14 protein-coding genes and 1 tRNA gene are annotated in these 18,079 nt (G+C 61.4%); 3 read left to right on the plus strand and 12 right to left on the minus strand.

The features are described 5' to 3' along the window. Together ACIOUG_RS14725 and gabD are read right to left on the minus strand one after the other, a co-directional pair. Positions 1–539 (minus strand): aminotransferase class III-fold pyridoxal phosphate-dependent enzyme (locus tag ACIOUG_RS14725; protein WP_401066564.1); only part of this gene is annotated, 539 nt, incomplete at its 3' end. A gap of 185 nt (positions 540–724) precedes the next feature. Beyond that, the gene (gabD, locus tag ACIOUG_RS14730) at positions 725–2,167 is read right to left on the minus strand and encodes an NADP-dependent succinate-semialdehyde dehydrogenase (RefSeq protein ID WP_401066565.1); all 1,443 of its coding nucleotides are present in this window, start codon (positions 2,165–2,167) and stop codon (positions 725–727) included. A 444-nt stretch (positions 2,168–2,611) separates the two neighbouring features. On the opposite strand from gabD, the gene ACIOUG_RS14735 reads away from it, so the two are divergent. Together ACIOUG_RS14735 and ACIOUG_RS14740 are read left to right on the plus strand one after the other, a co-directional pair. Further along, positions 2,612–2,688 (plus strand) — tRNA-Arg (locus tag ACIOUG_RS14735). Positions 2,689–2,972: 284 nt separating this feature from the next. Continuing rightward, positions 2,973–3,974 (plus strand): restriction endonuclease, encoded by a 1,002-nt coding sequence (locus ACIOUG_RS14740; protein ID WP_150369365.1) that lies wholly within the window; start codon positions 2,973–2,975, stop codon positions 3,972–3,974. A 245-nt stretch (positions 3,975–4,219) separates the two neighbouring features. On the opposite strand, the gene ACIOUG_RS14745 is transcribed toward ACIOUG_RS14740, so the two are convergent. The 5 genes from ACIOUG_RS14745 to ACIOUG_RS14765 form a co-directional block, all read right to left on the minus strand. Next, complete coding sequence (locus tag ACIOUG_RS14745) at positions 4,220–4,450, minus strand: hypothetical protein (protein ID WP_401066567.1); 231 nt, start codon at positions 4,448–4,450, stop codon at positions 4,220–4,222. A 56-nt stretch (positions 4,451–4,506) separates the two neighbouring features. After that, positions 4,507–5,106 (minus strand): hypothetical protein, encoded by a 600-nt coding sequence (locus tag ACIOUG_RS14750; RefSeq protein WP_401066569.1) that lies wholly within the window; start codon positions 5,104–5,106, stop codon positions 4,507–4,509. Then, on the minus strand, positions 5,103–5,690 hold the full coding sequence (locus tag ACIOUG_RS14755; RefSeq protein WP_401066626.1) for an RNA polymerase sigma factor: 588 nt from the start codon (positions 5,688–5,690) through the stop codon (positions 5,103–5,105). The genes ACIOUG_RS14750 and ACIOUG_RS14755 overlap by 4 nt, the downstream gene beginning before the upstream one ends. A 29-nt stretch (positions 5,691–5,719) precedes the next feature. After that, positions 5,720–7,405 carry a von Willebrand factor type A domain-containing protein gene (locus ACIOUG_RS14760; RefSeq protein WP_401066570.1) on the minus strand — a complete coding sequence of 562 codons (1,686 nt, stop codon included), beginning with the start codon at positions 7,403–7,405 and terminating at the stop codon, positions 5,720–5,722. A gap of 88 nt (positions 7,406–7,493) precedes the next feature. Then, positions 7,494–8,054 (minus strand): YbhB/YbcL family Raf kinase inhibitor-like protein, encoded by a 561-nt coding sequence (locus tag ACIOUG_RS14765; RefSeq protein WP_401066572.1) that lies wholly within the window; start codon positions 8,052–8,054, stop codon positions 7,494–7,496. A gap of 139 nt (positions 8,055–8,193) precedes the next feature. On the opposite strand from ACIOUG_RS14765, the gene ACIOUG_RS14770 reads away from it, so the two are divergent. Beyond that, positions 8,194–9,717, plus strand: a complete 1,524-nt coding sequence (locus ACIOUG_RS14770) for an FAD-dependent oxidoreductase (protein ID WP_401066574.1) — start codon at positions 8,194–8,196, stop codon at positions 9,715–9,717. Between the two features lie 124 nt (positions 9,718–9,841). Here the strand turns inward: ACIOUG_RS14770 and pgaD are convergent, their stop codons facing one another. From pgaD to ACIOUG_RS14795, 5 genes are all read right to left on the minus strand, one after another. Continuing rightward, positions 9,842–10,375 carry a poly-beta-1,6-N-acetyl-D-glucosamine biosynthesis protein PgaD gene (gene pgaD, locus ACIOUG_RS14775; RefSeq protein ID WP_401066576.1) on the minus strand — a complete coding sequence of 178 codons (534 nt, stop codon included), beginning with the start codon at positions 10,373–10,375 and terminating at the stop codon, positions 9,842–9,844. Further along, positions 10,372–11,727 (minus strand): poly-beta-1,6-N-acetyl-D-glucosamine synthase, encoded by a 1,356-nt coding sequence (pgaC, locus tag ACIOUG_RS14780; protein ID WP_401066578.1) that lies wholly within the window; start codon positions 11,725–11,727, stop codon positions 10,372–10,374. The genes pgaD and pgaC overlap by 4 nt, the downstream gene beginning before the upstream one ends. 1 nt (position 11,728) lies before the next feature. Next, entirely contained in the window at positions 11,729–13,726 is a 1,998-nt protein-coding gene (pgaB, locus tag ACIOUG_RS14785; RefSeq protein ID WP_401066580.1) for a poly-beta-1,6-N-acetyl-D-glucosamine N-deacetylase PgaB, read from the minus strand. 12 nt (positions 13,727–13,738) lie between these two features. Further along, positions 13,739–16,222, minus strand: coding sequence for a poly-beta-1,6 N-acetyl-D-glucosamine export porin PgaA (gene pgaA / locus ACIOUG_RS14790; protein WP_401066581.1), 2,484 nt, complete (start codon positions 16,220–16,222; stop codon positions 13,739–13,741). 246 nt (positions 16,223–16,468) lie between these two features. Then, complete coding sequence (locus ACIOUG_RS14795) at positions 16,469–17,974, minus strand: YdgA family protein (protein ID WP_401066583.1); 1,506 nt, start codon at positions 17,972–17,974, stop codon at positions 16,469–16,471. Positions 17,975–18,079: the final 105 nt, after the last annotated feature.

Genomic DNA, 18,079 nt, shown 5'->3' on the forward strand with positions numbered 1-18,079 from the left:
CTCACACCGTGCAGTTCGTTCGGGTACAGCGCGCGGAAGATGCCGCCTGGCATCAGGCCCATGCCGGCCGAGTAAGGCACGACCTTACCGGTCAGGCCCAGGGTCATCATGGTGCGACCGTGGTAAGCGCCGGTGAAGGCGATCACGCCGGCACGGCCAGTGGCGGCGCGGGCGATTTTCACGGCGTTTTCCACGGCTTCGGAACCGGTGGTCACCAGCAGGGTTTTCTTAGCGAAATCACCCGGCACCTTGGCGTTGATCTTTTCGCACAGTTCAACGTACGGCTCGTAGGCCAGTACCTGGAAGCAGGTGTGGGTCAGCTTGTTCAGCTGTTCGGTCACGGCGGCGATGATTTTCGGGTGCACGTGGCCGGTGTTCAGCACAGCGATACCGCCGGCGAAGTCGATGAATTCACGACCTTCAACGTCAGTCACGGTAGCGTTCTTCGCCGATTCAGCGAAGATCGGGTGAATCTGGCCAACCCCACGTGGAACAGCTGCGGTACGACGGGCCATCAGTTCAGCGTTAGTCTTGCTCATTACAGTCCTCATTCACCGCTCATCGGGCGGCGTGGTTCAAGGATTAAGCGGGAGGAATCGGCGGTGGCAGCATGCGATGATCGACTGCCACGGCGTTCCCGGCCGCAGAGAAAATTCCGGTTTGAAACGACGCAAAGGGACAGCGCTCTCGTGCCCTTTGCGTTTGCAACGATCCCTTTCCCGGCTTAGATGCCCAGGCAGAGGTATTTGATTTCCAGGTAATCTTCGATGCCGTACTTGGAGCCTTCACGGCCCAGGCCCGAAGCCTTGATGCCGCCGAATGGCGCGACTTCGTTGGAGATCAACCCGGTGTTGACGCCGACCATGCCGTATTCCAGGGCTTCAGCCACACGGAACACCCGGCCCAGGTCACGCGCGTAGAAGTAGGAGGCCAGACCGAACTCGGTGTCGTTGGACATCGCGATCACTTCGGCTTCGTCTTTGAAGCGGAACAGCGGCGCCAGTGGGCCAAAGGTTTCTTCCTTGGCGACCGCCGCGTCTTTCGGCACGTTGGTCAGGATGGTCGGCTCGAAGAAGTTGCCTTCCATCGCCTTGCCACCGGCCAGCACGGTGGCGCCTTTGGCCACGGCGTCAGCGATGTGCTCTTGCACCTTGGCCACGGCTTTCTCGTCGATCAGCGGGCCAGTGGTGGTGCCTTCTTCCAGACCGTTGCCGATCTTCAGCTTGGCCACCGCCACTTTCAGCTTCTCGGCGAACGCGTCGTAGACCGAATCCTGAATGTACAGACGGTTGGCGCAGACGCAGGTCTGGCCGTTGTTGCGGTACTTGGAAATGATCGCGCCTTCGACGGCCTTATCCAGGTCCGCGTCGTCGAACACGATGAACGGCGCGTTGCCGCCCAGTTCCAGCGAGACTTTCTTGATGTCCTTGGCGCATTCCGCCATCAGCTGACGACCGATTTCGGTCGAGCCGGTGAAGGACAGCTTGCGCACGATCGGGTTGCTGGTCAGCTCGCTGCCGATGTCGCCGGCGCTGCCGGAGACCACGCTGAACACACCTTTAGGGATGCCGGCGCGCTGCGCCAGTTCGGCCAGAGCAAACGCGGAGAATGGGGTTTGCGAAGCCGGCTTGAGCACCATGGTGCAACCAGCGGCCAGCGCAGGGCCGGCTTTACGGGTGATCATCGCCGCCGGGAAGTTCCACGGGGTGATCGCTGCGGTGACGCCGATCGGCTGCTTGATCACGATCAGGCGCTTGTCCGGCTGGTGACCCGGAATCACGTCACCGTAGATGCGCTTGGCTTCTTCGGCGAACCACTCGATGAACGAAGCGGCGTAAACGATCTCGCCCTTGGCTTCGGCCAGCGGCTTGCCCTGCTCGAGGGTCATCAGGCGCGCGAGGTCGTCCTGGTTCTCGATCATCAGTTCGAACCAGCGACGCAGCTTGCCTGCACGCTCCTTGGCGGTCAGTGCACGCCAGGCCGGCAGTGCTTTGTCAGCGGCTTCGATGGCGCGGCGGGTTTCGGCGGCGCCCATTTTCGGCACAGTGCCGAGGATTTCGCCGGTGGCCGGGTTGTTGACCTTGATCGTCTGACCGTTGTCCGCATCGACCCAAGCGCCATCAATGAAGGCTTGCTGGCGGAACAACTGGGTATCTTTAAGCTGCATGTCGGCTTTCCTTAACAGCACCGCGGCCTGCGCGGAGCAAAATTATGATTGTAGAAAGGCGCCTCGCAAGGCTGCCGTCAGGGAAATCATCTACCGGGTGAGGCGCAGCGATCGTGCGTTATTCACAGCACCTGCACATCAACACCCCGTCAAAGAGCGTTTGAAATCTCAAACGGATCGTAGGATCAAAGGGGGTAAAGGACAATAGGTCGTTCGAAAAAAAGAACAAAAACCCAGCGTTTGCTGGTTTTTTCAGATCAACGAGCAAACAGCCCCGGCCGCAGCCAAACCATAGATCAGCCAGGAAAAACCGCCAAGCGAGGGTTTTGCAGGACGTTACAGCTTTAAGGAATGCAGCGTCTGCGCACCGACACGCGCACTGACAAAACCCGCCCAAACCCGGCATGGACGCCCCGAGCCGACCTAGGTATGATGTCGCCCGCTGCACCAGTAGCTCAGCTGGATAGAGTACTGCCCTCCGAAGGCAGGGGTCGTGGGTTCGAATCCCGCCTGGTGCACCACTGATTTAAACGAGAAAGCCCCGGACTGTGATGGTCCGGGGCTTTTTTGTGGGCGCTGTTTTTTTCTGGCGAATGTTTACGCAAGGCTTGGACAGATGGGGCAGTTGTCAACTTAGAGTTGACAACTGCCCCAGTCGACGCACTAAACGTTATCGACGAAATCTTCGGCATTTGCCTCCCATGACTGAAGCATCTACCTTACTCTGCGATTCCTGCGGTGCGCTACGAGATGTCGGTCGGGAAACCAGCAATCGCATACAAAACTCAAAAACCAAGGAGGTGATATGACCAAAATGTGGATGATCCGTGGCGAGTCTGGTCGCCTATACGATGACTTCCGTGAGCGTGGCGTGGTCGCAATCGGATGGTCGCAGCTCGCACCGCTTGCCAAGCCCGGGATGTCGCGCAAGGAAGTCACTCGCCTCTATCAAGACATTGAGCCCAACATCAAACCCGGCACCGCCATATCAGGCGCATCGCAGGTTTGGCGCTTCATCAACGAAATACAGCCCGGCGATTGGGTCGTTACCTACTCTCCCGCCAACCGCACTTATCTCGTCGGCAAGATCACGGGCGATTTCAAACACAACCCTGACTTGGCCGACCTCGGTATGTCACTGACACGCCCAGTGCAGTGGATAGATCAAGAAGTTGATCGCGACAGCCTCACTTCAGCCAGCAAAAACAGCCTCGGTTCAACCCTCACGGTGTTCGTCGTTCCGGACTTTGCGCTACAAGAGTTAAAAGCGATGGCAGCGGGCAACAAGCCTCCTGCGCTACCGCCAGTCGAAGAAGAATATCCGGACAGCGATCCTCTGGCAGGTATGGAAAGTCTGGCGCTTGAACGTATCAAAGATTTGATCAGCGCTTTGCCGTGGGACGATATGCAGCACCTTGTCGCCGGTATTTTGCGAGCTATGGGCTACAAGACACAGGTCTCTCCGGCTGGCCCTGATCGCGGGAAGGACATCATCGCGTCACCGGATGGATTCGGCTTTGAAAATCCACGAATCATCGTGGAGGTTAAGCACCGCAAAGAGCAGATGGGCAGTCAGCAAATCCGAAGCTTTCTTGGTGGGCGGCACAAGGATGATCGCGGACTTTATGTGAGTACCGGCGGTTTCAGTAAGGACGCCTACTACGAAGCTGAGAGGGCTAATGTGCCGCTAACGCTTTGGACATTGGACAACCTCGTACGCGCATTGATTGAGCATTACGGCCAGACCGATTCGGAGACCAAGCGATTGATACCGCTAAAGATGACGTACCTGCCTGTTGCTGTCTGACACGCTGATGTTCTAACTCTCGAACGATACCCGAGCAGAGTTTCCAAACTGGGCAACCATCAAGTAAAACTTGACGGTTCGAGCCTCGTACTTGAGTCGGGTCAGGTAGCTTTCTTGGGTAGTTCTGAGGTGGTTTCTTGGGCAGTTTCTTGGGTAGCCCCAAGAAAATCGATCGTTGTTTTTCTAGCATCGCTGTCCGACACCCTCAGCGCTCAGTACTTTGGGGGGAGTTTCATGGTTATCCGTCACTCCGTCGTCCAGTCAAACTCGTCGTAATCCTCGTCTTCCTCTTCCTCCCCGACCTCCTCAAAAACCTCGTCTTCATCCACGACGTCTTCTTCCGATTGGTTCAGCAGAAACTCCTTGCGAGCCTCGGTAATCGCTCGCCGCATCTCCTCGCCCTTCTGCGGGCAGTTGAGGAGTTGGGCGATGCGGTCGATTTTTGCTGCCACTTTGTTCTCCAGCGCTTCAGCCATGGCCCGATAGTGCGCGTTTTTGCCGGGCAATGCCAAATGGCTGGGCGAACAAGCGGTCAGTTGTTGCGGATTTGCTCGAGTCGCAGGTCGAGATCCACGTCGGGGTAGCGTTTGTGCAGGTTGTTGTACAGCGCATCAGCGGCTTGCGACTGGCCGGAGTCGCGCAGGCGCAGGACTTCGCGCAATTGCGTGTCGAGGCCGTTGGCCGGGGCGGCGGCGCGTTTGCCGAGTCTGGCTTCGTCGGCGTGAATGGCTTCGCTTTGCATCGGCGCGGCCATTTCCATCATCGGTGCCGGCGCGGACATCGCAGCAGCGGGCGGAGCGGCCAGTGATCGCGCTTCCGGTGCTTGCTTGCGCGCCAGTGGCGCGGCCGGTTTGGCAGCCGGGACGAAGTCGAATTGCGCTTGTGGCTCCGGCGCGCGTTGCACCAGCGACAGCATCAGTGCCACACCGACAAGGCTGGCGAAGGCGACTTGCCAACGCGGTTTCTGGCAGGCCTTCAGCCAGCGTTGCCACAGGCTTGGCTTGGGCACCGGGGTTGCGCGGCGGGCAGCGGCGAGAATCAGCGCATCGAGCGGTTCTGACGGCTCGCCGCTGTGTTGCTCGCGATAATGCTTGAGCAGTTGCTCTTCGGGTGTCTGGCGGGCGTCAGTCATGTCAGTACCTCCTCGGCCAGCAGCCGACGCAGTTTTTGCTGGGCGTAGCGCAAGCGGCTCTTGACGGTTTCCAGCGGTGTTCCGGTGAGGCTGGCGATCTGCGCCAGGTCGAGGTCGCCGTGGGCGCGCAGCAGGAACACTTCGCGCTGATCGGCGGGCAAGGTTTGCAGAGCGCTTTCCAGGCGCTGGCTGTCGCGGCTGAGGTTGAGCAATTGTTCGGGATCGTTGGTCTCGTCGCCAACCGCATGCAGCTGTTCGTCGTAGCTGTCGTGCAACGGCCGCTGCGCACCGTGTTTGCGCCAGTGATCAATCAGGCGATTGCGGGCAATCTGGAACAGCCATGTACGAAATGTCGCCCGCCCCTGTGGCTGACTGGCGCTGCGGATCAGGCTCAGCCAGGTGTCCTGAAACACTTCGTCAGCCAGTTCCGGTTTGCCGCTCAAGCCGAGCAGAAATCGGTACAAACCCTGGCGATGACGGGCGTATAAAATCTCGAACGCCGCGCCGTCGCCGTCGCCCTCGCGGTAACGCGCCAGCAGCGTTTCATCGCTGCTGGCGGCCGGGCTGCCTGACGCAGCAAACAGCTGACTGATGAAGCCTTGCAAACGGCTCACTATTCAATCCGTCGCTCAGTGGGCATCGCATTCGATGCGGTTGAAGTGCGCAGGCTTTGCGCCAGCTCCACCAGTTGCACGAACTCGTTGCGCAAGCCGAAGCGGTCGTCGCCGCGAGCGCCACGGGCCAGTTTTTCGGTGTCTTTCAGGCTGAAATCGCCGGTGTAGCGAGCGTCTTTGAGCTGCTGGGAAAACGCCGCCACCGCCGCCACAAAACGCAGGTCCTCGCTGGCCGGTGCGACCTGATTGGCAATCGGCCGCTCGATCAGCAGACTTTTCCCACCTTCGGGCCGTTGATAACGCACACGCAGCATCGCCAATTCCCCATCCTTCGCAGCAACCGCCGCCTCCGATTTACCGTAGCGCAACGGTTCCAGCCAGCCCTTCTCACCTGCCGGTACGATTTCATACAGCGCAGTCACCGTGTGTCCTGCACCGACTTCACCGGCATCGACCTTGTCGTTGCTGAAATCCTCACGCTTCAGAGCGCGGTTTTCGTAGCCGAGCAGGCGATATTCACTGACCTGCGCCGGGTTGAACTCCACCTGCAATTTGACGTTTTTCGCCACTACGGCAAGGGTCGAAGCGAGTTGATCCACCAGCACTTTGCGCGCCTCACGCAGGTTGTCGATGTAGGTGTAGTTGCCGTCACCGGCGTCGGCCAGTTGTTCCATCAAGTGTTCATTGTAGTTATCCACACCGAAACCCAGGGTGGTCAGGGAAATCCCGGTCTTGCGTTTATCCACAGCCATTTGCTTGAGGCTGTCGAAGTCGCTGATGCCGACGTTGAAGTCACCGTCAGTGGCCAGCAGGATGCGGTTGATGCCGTTGGGGATGAACGCCTGCTGCGCCATTTGATAGGCCAGTTCGATGCCCGACGCACCAGCGGTTGAACCGCCTGCGGTCAATTGCTCGATGGCTGTGCGAATTTTCGCTTTATCACGTCCGGAAGTCGGCTCCAGCACCACGCGGGATTCGCCGGCATACACCACCAGCGACACTCGGTCCTGCTCGCGCAACTGATCGACCAACAGTTTCAATGTGCTTTTGACCAGCGGCAGCCCTTCGCGGCGATCCATCGAACCGGACACATCCACCAGGAACACCAGATTCGCTGGAGCCAGCTCCGCCACAGCCCGGTCGGAAGCCTTGATGCCGATGCGCAGCAAGCGGGTGTGCGAATTCCACGGGGTGGCCGCCAGTTCGGTGGTCACACCGAACGGCGAGCCATCGCTGGGCAGCGCGTAGTTGTAGGGAAAGTAATTGACCATCTCTTCCAGCCGCACGGCGCCTTCCGGTGGCAGACGCCCCTGATTGAGCAAGCGTCGCACGTTGGCGTAAGCACCCGTGTCGACGTCCGCGCTGAAGGTCGAGACCGGGGCCTCGGCCACGCTGTGGATCGGGTTGTCGGCCAGCGCCTGATACTGCTCGCGCTGCTCGTCGCGATAGCCTTGTGGATAACTTTCCGGGGTCGGCATCGCGGCGAAACTGGCCATCGGCGCCGGTCGCGCACTGCGCTTGGCCATGGCGCCATCGGCGATCAGCGCTTCATGCTGAATCGACGACTGTGGCTGGGCCGGCGCAGGAACGGCAGCCGATTCGGGATTGGACGACACGCCGCAACCGGCAACGGTCAACAACACACCGACGGCAATGGGTCGCAAAAAAGGCAGGGAGCGGGACATGGGGGCTGACCTCGGGATGAAAGTGATCCATTCATCCACTGAGACGGGCAGCCCCTTCAGATCGGGTTAAACCCCGCTGAAAATATTTTCAGCGGTGATAACGCCGCACCACGCTGCTGTTGCGCAGTACGTGGCCTTTGATTTTGTCCATCAGCTCGGCGCGGGTCAGGCCGGCAGGCAAGGCGTCCGGGGCCAGGTCCAGGGCGTAGAGCTGAATGATGTAGTGGTGGGCGCTGTCGCCAACCGGTGGGCACGGCCCGATGTAATGGGTGGTGCCTTTGGTGTTGGTGCCGCCCACGCCTTCGAGACTGGATTTGGCGCCGACGCCGGCCGGAATCTGCCGCGTGGTGGCTTTGATGCCGTAGTGAATCCAGTGATCGACGCCCAGGCCTTTCTGGCCGTCCGGGTCGTGCATGACGATCGCATAGCTCAGAGTCCCGGCAGGGCCCGCATTCCAGGCCAGCGCCGGCGACTGGTTCTTGCCGCCACAACCCGCCGCGTCGCTGGCCGCTGCCGCCGTAAACAGGCGATTGTCCGAGACACCGGGGATGTCGAGGGTAAAGCGCTCGGCCGCCTGCGCCGGAAACTGCACGCAAAGGGCGACGGCAACGGCCGCCAGCCAAGGGTTTAGAGAGGTCAATCGGGTCATTCCGGGAGCACCTTGTGCAGTTGGGCCTTCGTCGGCCTGCAAACTATAGCTGTACCGTTCGTACCTTGGCAGTGGCAATTGGCTGAACCTCGCACTGCGACGCAAACTCGTAAGAGAAATGCCTGCCAGGAGCACGAACATGTCCCTGCACCGTGTCGCCCGTTTCGCCGATGTCCCTGAAGACCGTGGCCTGCAAGTCGAAATCGGCGACTGCAAGATGCTTCTGCTACGCGCCAACGGCCAATTGCGCGCGTTTCAGGGCGAATGCCCTCACGCCGGCGCGCCGCTGGCTGACGGCGCGTTGTGCAACGGACGCCTGATCTGCCCGTGGCACAAAGCCGCATTTCGCGTCGAAGACGGCGCACTGTGCGAACCGCCGGCCCTCGACAGTCTCAAGCGTTATCCGCTGGAGCTACGCGGCGAGGAAGTCTGGGTCGACGATCAACCGCTGCCGGATGCGCACACCCCGCCGGCCGACGATCCGCGCACTTTTGTGATTGTCGGCGCCGGTGCCGCCGGCACGGCGTGTGCGGCGGCGCTGCGGGAGAAAGGTTTTGGTGGCCGGATCATCATGCTCGACCGCGAACCCGATGCGGGTTACGACCGCACGGTGCTGAGCAAATTTGTCCTCGCCGGCGAGATGTCGGCACAGGAAACCCCGCCGCTGCGCGATGAAGACTTTTATAAACAGCAGCGCATCGAACGTCGGCAAGGCGCAATCACTGCCCTCGACGCCTCAGCGAAAACCCTGCATCTGCACGACGGCCAAGCCCTGCGCTACGACGCCGCGGTGCTCGCCACCGGCGGCGAGCCCAATCCGCTGCAACTGCCCGGCGCCGACCTGCCGCAGGTTTTCGTCCTGCGCTCGAAAGCCCAGGCCGAACAGATCATGCGCACCGCCAAACCCGAGCAGCGGGCACTGATCATCGGCGACAGCTTTATCGCCCTCGAATGCGCATCGGCCCTGCGTCAGTTCGGCCTCGACGTCACGGTCATCGCCCGCCACGCCATTCCGTTTGCCGCGCAGTTCGGCGAGGCGGTGGGCAAGGCGATCAAAGCGCTGCATGAACTACACGGGGTGAAATTCATCACCGATCACGAAGCCCGGGAAATCACCGGCGACGGCAAGGTCGAGGCGGTGCTTTTAGACAACGGTTTGCGCGTCTCGGCGGATCTGGTGCTGGCGGGGGTCGGCGTGCACCCGGCCACAGAGGCGTTCGCTTCGCTGCCCAGAGAAAAAGATCAGTCGCTGCGGGTCGACGCCGGTCTGCGTGTCTGCGCGGGGCTATGGGCGATTGGCGATATCGCCACCTTCACTCTGAACGGTCAGCCGCAACGCATCGAGCACTGGCGTCTGGCTCAGCAGCACGCACGCATCGCTGCCGCCAACATGTTGGGCGCCGATGAGCATTATCTGGATGTTCCGTTTTTCTGGACCTGGCACTTCGGCAGGAACTACGACTACCTTGGCCATGCCGAGCATTGGGACGAAATCGAATTCATTGGCGAGCCTGAACAGCCGCCATTCCTTGGGCTGTTTGGCAGGAACGGCATGGTCGTGGCGGCGGTGGCGTGCGAGAAGGAACGTGAAATGGCCATGCTGGCCGAACGGATGAAGCAGCCACTGCCGATGGAGGAAGCGTGGGAGATGATCCGCGGGTGAATGCTGAATGCTGAATGCTGAATGCTGAATGCTGAACATTGTAGGAGCTGCCGCAGGCTGCGATCTTTTGATCTTTAAAATCAAAAGATCGCAGCCTGCGGCAGCTCCTACAGGGGGGCGTCGTTCAGGTGGGGCGATTCACTGGGTCGCGGTTGTCATCGTCCTCGGCGTGCAGAAAGATCACCCGCGGGTGCTCCAGCGGCGCCAGCGGTGGCGGCAGTTCCGCCGACTCCAGCGGCCGGAAGTTCAGCACCACATGGCTGATATCACCTTCCTGGTCGTTGTGGATGGTCATCACCCCGGGGGTGCGCAGTTTCTGCAAGCGGTCATCGCACAGGCGAAAGCTCTTGGTCAGCCCTTCATCGTCGACCACCGGTGCTGGCAATCGACGCTGGGCGAAGCTTCGGCTTTTACGCTGCTGATAACGCGCCCAACCAATCAGGATGATGGCGTTGACCAGCGCCACCCACAGGTAGATCTGCAACGTCCCCAAAGCCTCGAACGCCGAGTTGTCGATGCGTGGCCCACCGGCGTGGGTCTCGATCAACGGCCACAATCCGCGAATCAACAGAAACAGCAGGCCGACCCAGGCCAGCACGGTGAGGACCACATCGACCACCACCAGGAAGGGCCGCTGGCGGGTCCGGATGATTTTCATTTGATGACCTCCTCTTCGTCGTCGCCGACCGGTTTGATACCCCGGTCAGGGCTGACCCAGCGCGCACGCTTCTGGTGTTGACCAAACAGCACTTTGGGGAAACTGACCAATGTGGTGAGCAGGCTGACCAGCCAGAACGCGATCGGGTACCAGACCACCCAGAACATGGTTCGGCCCAATCCCGGCTCGTAGCGCCGATCGATGATGATGCTGACCGCGAACTGCACCAGGCAGACAAACGCCAGCAGCAACCCGGTAAACGCCGGGGGCATCAGGTGATGCACGGCAATCGATTCAGGCATGACCACGAACTTGCCGACGCCCCAGAAAATCACCGACAACAGGAAGGTGAAGGCCCAACCGGTCGACAGGCAGTATTCGAACAGCAGTGGCCACAGGTAACGATGGCGGTACTGCCAGATGCCGCGAATGTTCTTGAACAGCACCTCGGCGCCACCCTGCGCCCAGCGCAGGCGCTGCTTCCACAGACCGCCGAGGGTTTCCGGCATGAGAATCCAGCACAGCGCGCGCGGCTCGTAGAAGATGCTCCAGTGATCGAGTTGCAGCTTCCAGCTGATGTCGATGTCTTCGGTGATCATGTCCGGGCTCCAGTAGCCAACCCGGTTCAGCGCGGTACGGCGGAACGCGACGATCACCCCGGACACGGTGAAGATCCGCCCGAACACCCGTTGCGTGCGCTTGATCAGACCGATGATCGAGGAGAACTCGCCGACCTGCACCCGCCCGACCAGGGTCGAACGGGTACGGATGCGCGGGTTGCCGGTCACCGCACCAAGCCGCGCGTTGTCGAGCATCGGCGCCACCAGATAGGCCGCGGTATTCGGCGCCAGCAGCGCGTCACCGTCGATGCACACCAGATACTCACTACGCGCAGCAATCGCACCCATGCGCAGCGCCACAGCCTTGCCCTGGTTTTCCGCCAGGTGCAGCACGCGCAGCCGCGGGTCTTCCTTGGCCAGTCGGTCGAGCACTTCGGCGGTGTTGTCCTTGGAGCCGTCGTTGATCGCGATGACTTCGATGTTCGGATAATGCTGAGCCAGCGCCGCGTGAATGGTGTCGGCAGCGTTTTCGCCTTCGTTGTAGCAAGGGATCAGGATCGAGATCAGCGGCTCGCCTTCCAGTGGTGGCGGCAGGGTGTCGTCCTTCCATGGCCAGTGGCGTTCCCAGTGCAGCCAGAAATACAGGCCGCCGGCAATCCACAGCCCGGACATGAACAACGGGTAGAAGAACACGAAGTCCATCAGGAACTGCCCGGTGACCAGGAAGATCAACCCCAGCGGCACGCCGAGGACGAGCGCCAGAACAAGCAGGGCTAACAGTCTATCCAGCATGTCATGGGTTCCATTTGTTGGAGAGCGCAGGCCTTACGGTTTTCAGGTCCGGCAGGTTGTCGAGGAAGTTGTCCGGGTAGTAACCGAAACTGGTCGCACCCTGACGCTTGAGCCGGCCCATCCAGTCGGCCAGTTGCGCACCGTCGATGTCGGCCTGATCCTTTTTCGTCCAGTCGCGGGCCTGCAGTTCGAACACCGTGCGATCCAGCGCGCCGGGGCGCTGCTTGATCTTCGCCACCAGTTCTTCGAGCCACGGGCCGGATTGCGCCTGGGTCTGTTTTTCCATCAACGGCATGGCCATCGGCGCCGTCCAGTCGTAGGTCACGAGGAAGTCGTCGAGGTTCTGTGCGAACCAGGCTTCGCTGTCCGGATTGAGCACCGGCTCGGCGAAGATGTTGCGTGCGGTCAGCACCTGCGGGCCACGGATCGCCCGCACCTTGGCGGTCAGCTCGTTGGTGAAGTCGATCAGGTATTGGCTCTTGAAACGCGTCCAGCGCTGCAGCGCTGCCGGGTCCGCGCGCAGGGCAGCGATCGACCCCGGCAAGCCGTGCGCGGCATACGCTTTCAGCGCTTGCGGACTGGCGTCTTCGAAGTCCGAAAGCACCGCATCGTCGTGATAGAGGATGCCGTCGACCGAGGTCAGGCGCGCCACGTCTTCGTAGATTTCACCGATGATCCGCCGTACTTCCGGGTCGAACGGCGACAGCCGCCGGTACTGGTCCGGATCGACCGAGGTGGCGCCGGTCTTCGGATCCCAGCGGGTGACACGCGGCAGCTTCGCATCGAGGCCGAAACTCAGCACCGGCATCCAGGCGAATACTTTCACGTGAGCCCGAGTGCGCAGTTGCCAGGCAACACGGTCGAAGATGTCGGCGCGCACCGGCAGGTGACGGTTGGGGAAGTACAACGAGTGCACCAGCCCGTCACCCTTTGGATCGGCGAAGGCCTGCAGGAACACCGTGTTGGCGCCCATGTCGGCCATGCGCTGGATCAGTTTGCCGAGGTTGATTTCCTGCTGCGCCGGATCCGGGTCGTAGACATTGTCCAGATCGACGTGGACCACCCGCATGGTGAAATCCGACTGTGCCGCGACGATGCTGTTGGCGAAATGCTCGCCATCAGGATCGGAGGCCACCAGGAAGCGCGGGCTGCTCATCAGGTTGTCGAGAGCATCGAGACCGTCGTCCAGAGTCAGGGCCATTTGGTAGCCCTGCTCGCCGACCACGGTCAGCGAAGTGCCGTCCGCCGTGCCGTACGGCCAGACCCAGATACGCGGTTTGTAACCGGTGACCTTGCGGATCTTTTCCGAAATGGTGACGACGTCGTTGCGGATCCGCGCCTGGAAATCGGCCTCGGATTCGTAGCGTTTGGTCACCGGGTCGTAACGCCGCGTGGCAGCGGCCGGCTGCATGTTGCCCTGCGGATTGGCGAGGATGCCTTTGTGGCTGGCGTCGGTGTGCGCAGCGATTTCCACCAGCCCCGACTGCGAGATTTCCCGTACCTGATCCCAGGTCAGGAAATCGGAGCGTGCGCGGGGTGCGCCGGCAAAATCCACTGGCTGATTGAGCGGGGTGTCGATCCAGGTGCCGACCGGCGCCAGCAAGGCGTGCCAGTTATAGGCGCGCAGCACCGGCAACACACGGGTATAGAAACTGGAATAACCGTCGTCGAAGCTGAGCAGGATCGCCTTGGCCGGCAACTCCGGGCCACCCTTGCGCGCCGCCATGATCTGATCGACAGTGACCGGTTTGTAGCCGTTCTCGCGCAGCCAGGCCAGCTGTTCGATCATGCGCTCGGTGCGCACCGCCACCACCGCCTGATCTGGGTCACGGTCTTCAATGTCGTGATAGGCGATGCCCAGCACATGGTTTTTCGGCCACGGTTTTTCACTGGCCGCCACCGGACGTTGCGACGGCGGCGCGAAGGCCGGGGCTTGCTGGGCGCAGGCGCTGATCAGCAGCACTCCCAGCAGAAGGATGAAACGCGTCATCAAAGGCATCTTCAAACTCTTCTAGAAGCGGAAAGTGAGGTCGACGAGCAGACGCAGATCGGTCTCCCGATCACCGTCGTAGGGCCGGTTGATCACACTGAACAAACCGCCCACCTCGAACACGTCGTTCCAGGCATAACGCTGGCCGTAGCCGAGCATGGCCATGCCGCCGGTGCCGTGATCGCGCTGGCTGTACGTACCCGCCCCGGCCTGGAACTGCTGGCTCCAGGAGGTTTCGTAGCGGTGGTAGAGCACATGATTGACGTTGACCGTCGGCATGACACTGAAGTCCGACTTCGGGTTGAAGTACGGCACGTCCTCGGAATTGGAGTTATGGCTGGTGCCGACCTCCAGACCGGCATCGACCTGCACGTTCGGCGCGCTGTAGACGCCTTCGCGCCCGGTGAGCAAGGCTTCGACGCGGTTGTTGCCGTCGCTGAAGTGCGACGGGCTGACCGACAGCTTCCACTCGCGGCTCTCGTTGGCGCGCCAGCGGATGAACGCGTTGCCGCCGTTGGCCTTGATGTCGCTGTTGAGCGCGCGCAACGGCGTCTCGGCCGACAGATAGGCGAAGCTGCCGCCGTACTGCCAGTTGTCGTTGATGTCGCGGGCAATCGCGATGCGCGCGCCCTGTTTCGCGCCATAACCGTAATCGTGGTTGGAGACTTCGGCTTCCAGGCTCATGTCGCGGGTACGGCGCTCCAGACCGACACGCTGGAAGCGGTCGGTGCCGGTGCCTTCGGCGAAGTCGCCGGTGGCATAACCGGCGCCGACGAACACCCGCCAGTCTTCGTCAATTGGCGGGCTGTACAGGGTGCTCTGGATGCCGAAATCGCGGCTGCCACTGACCGCGCCCGCACCACCGCTGCCGCCACCTCCGTTGGCCTTGCCACCGTAGGCTTCGACGCGCAGTTCGGACATGTCGTGCACTTCACGCTCACGGGCCGCACGTTGCACTTGACGGTTGTCCGGAAAGCGCTCGACCACGTCATCGGTCAGCGCATCCATCTGCCGCCATTCCTGCAGGGTCATTGCGGTGCGTGCCTGAGCCAACTCCAGACCCATGTCGCGCGGGACCATGCTCTCGGTTTCCTTGAGCTGACTTTCGGCGCGGCGCGGCCATTGCCGGGCCAGGTACAGATCGGCCTGGGCCAGACGCAGGCCGACGTTGCCCGGCGCCTGATCGACCAGCGCTTGCAGGCGCTCCTCGCCGTGCGGCAGGTCGGAGCCGTAGGTGCCGGCCTGCGCCGCGAGTTGCTGGGCGTCCATCCATTCATCGTTGGGGTTGCCGATCGGCAGCCCCTTGAGTTCGACTCGTGGTTTCTGGGTCTTGGCCAGATCCTCGGCGACTTTGCGCGCTTCATCGGCGCGGTCGCTTTCCAGCAGCGAGTAGTACAACGCGGTGGTGTCTTCGAGACGATCACCGACATCGGCATCCGGTGCCGACAGCACTTGGCGATACAGGTCGGTGGAGATTTCCGGCTGGCGTTGATCCAGATACGATGCCGCCACCCAGCGCAAGGCGTAGGTCGGAATCTTCACCCCTTCGGCTTGCAGCTTCTGATATTCGCTGATGACCTCGGCGGTACGCGCCCGGGCCTTGAGCGCACCCATGCGGTCGATGCGCCAGCGAATTACGTCATCGTGGGCGCTGGCATCCGGGGTCCAGGTGGCGAGCAGTTGGTCGTAATCGGCCAACGCTCTGTCGGCGATCACGTAGCGTTCTTTTTCGCTGCGGGTGGCGAGTTCGGCCAGGCGTACACGCTCGGCGGCCAGGTCGCCTTCGAGGCGGCGCAAAGTGACCGGGTCGATCAGCCCCGGACGTTGATTGGCCAGGCGCAGCGCCGGTTCCGGCAGACGCGCCTTTTGCAGGGCGACCACGTATTCACGGGCGACGTCCGGCTTTCTGCCGGCGCGGATGAACGCCTGATCGTATTCAAACAGGGCGTCGTATTGCTTGCCGGCGCGGGTCAGGGCATAGCCCAGTGCGAGGCGACGCGAGGGATCATCCGGTTTGGCGGCGACCAGAGCCTTGGCGCGGGTCACGGCTTCGTCGGGTTTGCCCGAGTCGGCCTGGGTCAGGGCCAGCCCCAGTTGCAGGTCAGCGTTGTCCGGCTCCAGCGCCAAGGCCTTGTTGTAGACCTGGGTCGCCTGATCCCAACGCTTGAGGTTGCGATAGGCGCGTGCAGTGGCGGTCAGCGCCTGCACCGGCAGTACTCGGTCACGGCCCTGGGTTTCATAGACCTGCACCACCTCGGCATCGAGACCGGCCCAACTGGCGATCTGCAGGTGATCGCTGATCTGGCCGGTGGTCGACTGCCCCGGCGGCACCTGACGCAGCACGTTCAGCGCAGGCGTGGTCTGGCCGGCACGGGCATCACGCACCATCTGATCATAGGGCGTATCGGCAAACGCCAGTGCCGGCCAAAGCAACTGGCTGCACAGCGCGACACGAAACAACGGGCGTAAACCACGATGTAGAACAGGCACATCAATACGCGGCATTCGTCAGCATCCTTACATGGCCAGCCGGGTCGCAATGCCCCCCTTGCCCATTAGTAACGGCGGCCAAGTCGAGAGCACTCGGCCAAGCTTAGTCAGGCAGTCTTGCATGCAAGCGTAGTCGAATATTCAGAACACAATAATTGTTCAGAATCGTGGCGGCGGATCAGCCGAAAAGCCCAACGCCAGACAGCAAAATGCCCGGCGTCTGTGGATCAGAGGCCGGGCGTTGCTATTTAACGCGCAGGATTACTGCACTTGCGTGACGCCGGCGAACTTGCTCATCAGGAAGCCGACGAACTGCTCGACGGTCATCTTCTGGCCGTTGAATTCCACCTGATTGGCGGCGTAATGCAGTTTGGTCACCACATTGGTGCCGTCGATGGTTGCCAGCTGCGAACCGACCGCCATGCCGGAGAACATGTCGGCAGCGCCGCTCGCCTGATCGACGATGGCCTTGGCGTCAGTCTGACCGTCGAGTTGCGCCTGCACGCTGAGCAGATCGACCAGCATCGGCTTGGACACCTGGATATTCAGGTCCAGCAGCGCGATCAGTTGTTTGCCCAGTTGATCCGGCGGCAGGTCCATCGACTGCGGTTTGGTCAGGTCGATCACCAGACTGGCGCGGCTTTCACCGTTGGCGGTTTTCAGCGACAGGTTTTCCAGCGCAACCTGTGGACCGGCACCCAGCAGTTTCTGCAGATCAGCCTTGACCTGCGCCGACTCGGCTTCGGTCAGGTTCAGTTCCGGAGCCGGCAGGCCGGCTTCGGCAGCAGCGGCCGCTTCCTTCTCGTACGGCTGCAATTTGCTCTGGTAGATCTGCATCAGCGACATCGTCGACGGGATGTCGAGGTTCTTCAGGCTCATGGCCATGCTGGCCGAACCGATTTTCTTGTCGTTGAGGGTGACTTCACCCACCTGATAGTCAGCCCGGCCGGAGGCGTTGCTGCCATTCTCTTCGGTGAGGTTCTTCATTTCGAAGTTCTTCACGCCGAGCACCGATTGCTTGGGGCCGAAGGTGGTTTTGCTGTTGGTCAGCTCCAGGGTGTTTTCCCCGGTGTAGTAGCCGTAGCTGCTTTTGGCGAGGTTGCTGGCCAGGGTCAGACCGTTGAGTTCGACCTGCACCGGCGCCTGGTCTTGCGCCACGGTGACCAGTTTCAGGTTGTCCATGTAACCGTCAGCCTTGACCTTCTGGGCCTGGGCGCTGGCGGAGATGTTCATGGTCAGGCCGGAGAATTTCAGGCTCGATTGCTCGTCCAGCGCGGTTTCCAGCGGCAGCAACTCGATGCTGCTGGTGGTCGATTCGTCGTAGCCGATGTTGGTCACGCCCTTGAGCGGCGCGGCGCCCTTGGTGGCGGCAAACCATTTTTCGGTGGTCGGGCTCTTTTCCAGCTCGTAATTGCTGGTGGCCATGACCGGCAGCCATTTCAGCGATACCAGACGCGAGAACGGCAGCGGACCGTGCTCGATGTGGTCGACGAACAGCAGCTCGACCGGCTTGTCGCCGAACATCTCGCCCTCGCCCTTGAGACGGTAATGCGCGGTGCTGGTGAAGGTGTGACGCTCCAGCGACACCAGTTCCAGCGACGCGGTACCGTTGGAGCCGGCCATCGCGGTCTGCAGCTCTTTGTTGGCGTTGCTGACGGCGTTGTTCAGCACGCCTTCGATTTTGGTCCCGGTATACCAGGCCCCGCCAGCGCTGATGGCACCGATGGCAACAACAATCCCGAGAAGCACGCCTGCTGATTTATTCATGAATGACCTGATCAATGTCCGTGGCTGTAAGTGTGGTCGTCTTCCCTGAACCCGTGACCGGGTCGCGGCTCGACTCCGCTGAAATTAGCGGTGGAGATTAGCACT

It is taken from the genome of Pseudomonas sp. NPDC087803 (assembly GCF_044742995.1).
Taxonomy (GTDB): domain Bacteria; phylum Pseudomonadota; class Gammaproteobacteria; order Pseudomonadales; family Pseudomonadaceae; genus Aquipseudomonas.

Coding starts and splice junctions, on each gene's coding strand:
- gabD (WP_401066565.1), bottom strand. CDS start 2,167: ATGCAGCTTAAAGATACCCAGTTGTTCCGCCAGCAAGCCTTCATTGAT.
- ACIOUG_RS14740 (WP_150369365.1), top strand. CDS start 2,973: ATGACCAAAATGTGGATGATCCGTGGCGAGTCTGGTCGCCTATACGAT.
- ACIOUG_RS14745 (WP_401066567.1), bottom strand. CDS start 4,450: ATGGCTGAAGCGCTGGAGAACAAAGTGGCAGCAAAAATCGACCGCATC.
- ACIOUG_RS14750 (WP_401066569.1), bottom strand. CDS start 5,106: ATGACTGACGCCCGCCAGACACCCGAAGAGCAACTGCTCAAGCATTAT.
- ACIOUG_RS14760 (WP_401066570.1), bottom strand. CDS start 7,405: ATGTCCCGCTCCCTGCCTTTTTTGCGACCCATTGCCGTCGGTGTGTTG.
- ACIOUG_RS14765 (WP_401066572.1), bottom strand. CDS start 8,054: ATGACCCGATTGACCTCTCTAAACCCTTGGCTGGCGGCCGTTGCCGTC.
- ACIOUG_RS14770 (WP_401066574.1), top strand. CDS start 8,194: ATGTCCCTGCACCGTGTCGCCCGTTTCGCCGATGTCCCTGAAGACCGT.
- pgaD (WP_401066576.1), bottom strand. CDS start 10,375: ATGAAAATCATCCGGACCCGCCAGCGGCCCTTCCTGGTGGTGGTCGAT.
- pgaC (WP_401066578.1), bottom strand. CDS start 11,727: ATGCTGGATAGACTGTTAGCCCTGCTTGTTCTGGCGCTCGTCCTCGGC.
- pgaB (WP_401066580.1), bottom strand. CDS start 13,726: ATGCCTTTGATGACGCGTTTCATCCTTCTGCTGGGAGTGCTGCTGATC.
- pgaA (WP_401066581.1), bottom strand. CDS start 16,222: ATGCCGCGTATTGATGTGCCTGTTCTACATCGTGGTTTACGCCCGTTG.
- ACIOUG_RS14795 (WP_401066583.1), bottom strand. CDS start 17,974: ATGAATAAATCAGCAGGCGTGCTTCTCGGGATTGTTGTTGCCATCGGT.